The organism is Streptomyces sp. NPDC002130, from assembly GCF_040296465.1.
Lineage (GTDB): Bacteria > Actinomycetota > Actinomycetes > Streptomycetales > Streptomycetaceae > Streptomyces.
The window spans coordinates 1-2,699 of the sequence record NZ_JBEOXI010000521.1; the positions used below are offsets into that span (position 1 = coordinate 1).

The 2,699-nt window shown below is 58.9% G+C and carries 4 protein-coding genes; 1 reads left to right on the forward strand and 3 read right to left on the reverse strand.

All coding sequences use genetic code 11. The features are described from left to right. Positions 1-193: 193 nt before the first annotated feature. The 3 genes from ABT116_RS42135 to ABT116_RS42145 are packed head-to-tail and all read right to left on the reverse strand — an operon-like array spanning position 194 to position 1,574. Positions 194-406 carry a hypothetical protein gene (locus tag ABT116_RS42135; protein WP_351645711.1) on the reverse strand — a complete coding sequence of 71 codons (213 nt, stop codon included), beginning with the start codon at positions 404-406 and terminating at the stop codon, positions 194-196. Beyond that, positions 403-603 (reverse strand): 5-oxoprolinase subunit C family protein, encoded by a 201-nt coding sequence (locus tag ABT116_RS42140; protein ID WP_198402585.1) that lies wholly within the window; start codon positions 601-603, stop codon positions 403-405. Before ABT116_RS42140 ends, ABT116_RS42135 begins: the two co-directional genes overlap by 4 nt. Positions 604-638: 35 nt before the next feature. Then, complete coding sequence (locus ABT116_RS42145) at positions 639-1,574, reverse strand: 5-oxoprolinase subunit B family protein (protein WP_050794075.1); 936 nt, start codon at positions 1,572-1,574, stop codon at positions 639-641. A gap of 443 nt (positions 1,575-2,017) precedes the next feature. Between ABT116_RS42145 and ABT116_RS42150 the strand changes: the two genes are divergently transcribed. Beyond that, the coding region (locus tag ABT116_RS42150) for a hypothetical protein (protein ID WP_351645716.1) at positions 2,018-2,699 on the forward strand (682 nt) is incomplete at its 3' end.

The following is a 2,699-nucleotide window of genomic DNA, read 5'->3' on the forward strand; positions in this document are numbered from 1 at the left end:
CCCCGGTGCCCGATGACCAGCGGGGACGTGTCACCACCCGCGGCGTGCGCGGGGGCGGTACAGACTGATGTCGCTAGGTAACAGGGCAGGGCCAGCCCGACACCAGACGCTCTCTACGTGTCCTGGCTGGAGTTTTGACCCGTGCTTCGCATCTGAGCAAGCTTTGTGGAGCAGACTGGCGATATTCGAGGGATCATTCGATCTCGATGCGGCAGAGTCGATCTGCTCCACAATCGTCCTTCAGCAAGAGTTGGTCGACCTCATCGCTGGGCTGGTCGAGAAATCGATTGTGATCCCAGATGTCGAAGGGCGGGTTGCGCGATACCGGCTCAGCGAGACGTCGAGGCAATACGTGATGGATCGCTTCGGCGATGACCAGACGTGGGATTCTCTGAGCCGGCGTCACCGCGATTGGTTCCTGGTGTCGACGAGAAACGCCACCGATATCGCGACGCGGGGAACTTCTAACGCCGGTAGGCCGGCAGGGTTGCCTACAAGGATATTCGCGATTCGGAAGGAAAGGTGGTCCATGGGGCCGGCATCGGAGTACCCGAGGCCGGTCAGACCTTGCCTGCCGGGCCACGCTTGGACGGTCGTCTGCATTCCAGGTTCAATGATCTCTAGTGCGGGATGAGGGCTCACGGGATCTCGGCTCGACTCGCCGCAATGTGCCGTTTGCCCGCGATCGATTCTGCAACGGAAGTCAGTGGTGCAATACCTTTCAGGTATTCGGAGACTACGAAGTTGTCGTGCGCCGCGGGGTAGGAGTACGTACCTTCGAAGACTTCCAATCGCATGGCCAACAGCTCCGGCTCGCTAACTCGGGAAAAATTCACTCGGTCGGCGGTCCGAAGGACGTTCGATCTGGCGGCAGCGGGTGCCGGTACGTCGTCGGCGGGATCGGCGGAGAATACGCGATTCCAAACTGGCAGTGTGCGTCCGAACAATTGGTAGCTGCCGGGGACAGACATGGGATAGATCGCCACACACGGACCTCCAAGGGCGAGGCATCCTTCGGCAGTCCACATTCTCGCCGGGTTGTATTTCGGAGCCGACAGCTGTGTGCATGGATCGAGTGAATATAGGAATGGCAGGCCAGGAAAGTAGCCAATAAATGCCGTCCACCAGGTAGCTTCCGTGAACGTGTCGTAAAAGTCCTCTCTGCTGAGTAGTCCATTGCAGTGGACGATGTAGTCGATGTTGTCGCCGTCGCGAACATTCGGCGCGTCACTACGGACGCTGATGCGATAGCGCTCCACTGCTGCACGGGTCATCGCGTCGTCGAAAGCGATTGGCATAGTGACCGTTCGACTTTGAAGTACGAGCGAATCAAGATTCGGCACTGATTCTTCACGTTCGACGAGTTCGTCGAGAAGGCTGGTTCGGGAGATACTGGATGGGTCGAAGGTGATCAGCACTGACCGGAAGCCGACTGCGGTTTCACGGATTCCGGCGACAGGTTCACCCGATAGCGCTTGTTGCAGTGCTTGTGCTCTAAAGTTCAGTTTTATATCCATCTCGTTGGCGCCGTACTGCATCAGTACTTGATGGTCTCCGGCCTGCAGGATCTGCATAGCAGGCCTGGCAGAGTTCGACGTCTGCGCCCGCAGGAGAGCGTGAGAGTGGGCCATTGTTCTTCCAGATGATGCTCGGATATCTTTACTCCATACTGCTCCGGCGCGAAGATAGTGCAATAGCACTTCTTGGTCGCGCGGAAACATGCAGGTAGAGAGGTTCGATGCCGGAACGACTGGTTCGAGCATCACGAGCGGCGGGACAAATCGCTGACTCCGTCGAAGCTACCGCGCGTGCTCACCGAGATCTCGTTCAAGCCTCCGTTGCGACACTGGGTGCTCGGCACATCCTCGAATCCCTCGTCGGATCGATAGGTGGGTGGGTCTTGCTTCTGAGCGAGACAGGCGATCTCCGTGCTGCCAGTCCGGAAGCTGCCCGTGCCCATCTGGGACTCGTTCAGGCGGAGTTACCTCGCTTAGCCCGACTCACTCGAAACGCGGCGATGTCGATCAACATGCCGGACCAATCGGTATCTATTCGGTCACTGCGAATTCCGGGGCAGACTCGCGGCTACCTGACACTGGGTAGGTCCACCACTCTGGCCGCCATTGAAACCTCCCTCGTCGATACGGCCGTGCTCCTGCTGAGCGAACATCTCAGGCGGACAGACGAAGAACGTCAAGAATTGCGGAACAACCGACGCGCGATCTTAGAACTGATGTTGAGTGGGCATTCAGGGATTGCTCGTCAGATGAGCAGCATTCTTCGGGTGCCGATTCCCGAGGGGCACGTCCGAGTGGCGCTACTGGGCGCACCACGCCGTTTTGAGGTCGAATTACTCGAAATAGCAGAAGAGGATCCGGCGTTACGCCGGGTCGATACCGTGACGGCCCAGCGGGATTCAGGGCAAGTCGGAATCATCCTTCCAAGTGCTGAGGGTGACCTGCGCACCCTTCAGGCGGTTCTTCGACAGGTTCCCTATGGCAGAGGATCAGTTAGTGAGCCCGTCGACGTCGACCATTTACCTGAGTCATGGCGACAGGTTCAGCGAGTCTTTCGTGCTGCACCCGATGTTCCGGGGAAGCTGCACGAGGCAAGGGATATTTCGAAGACATTGGTTGCGCACGAACCGCCCGGCGTCCCGGCGGGTGAGCGCGACCGCGGCGAGGCCGCCGATCACCACC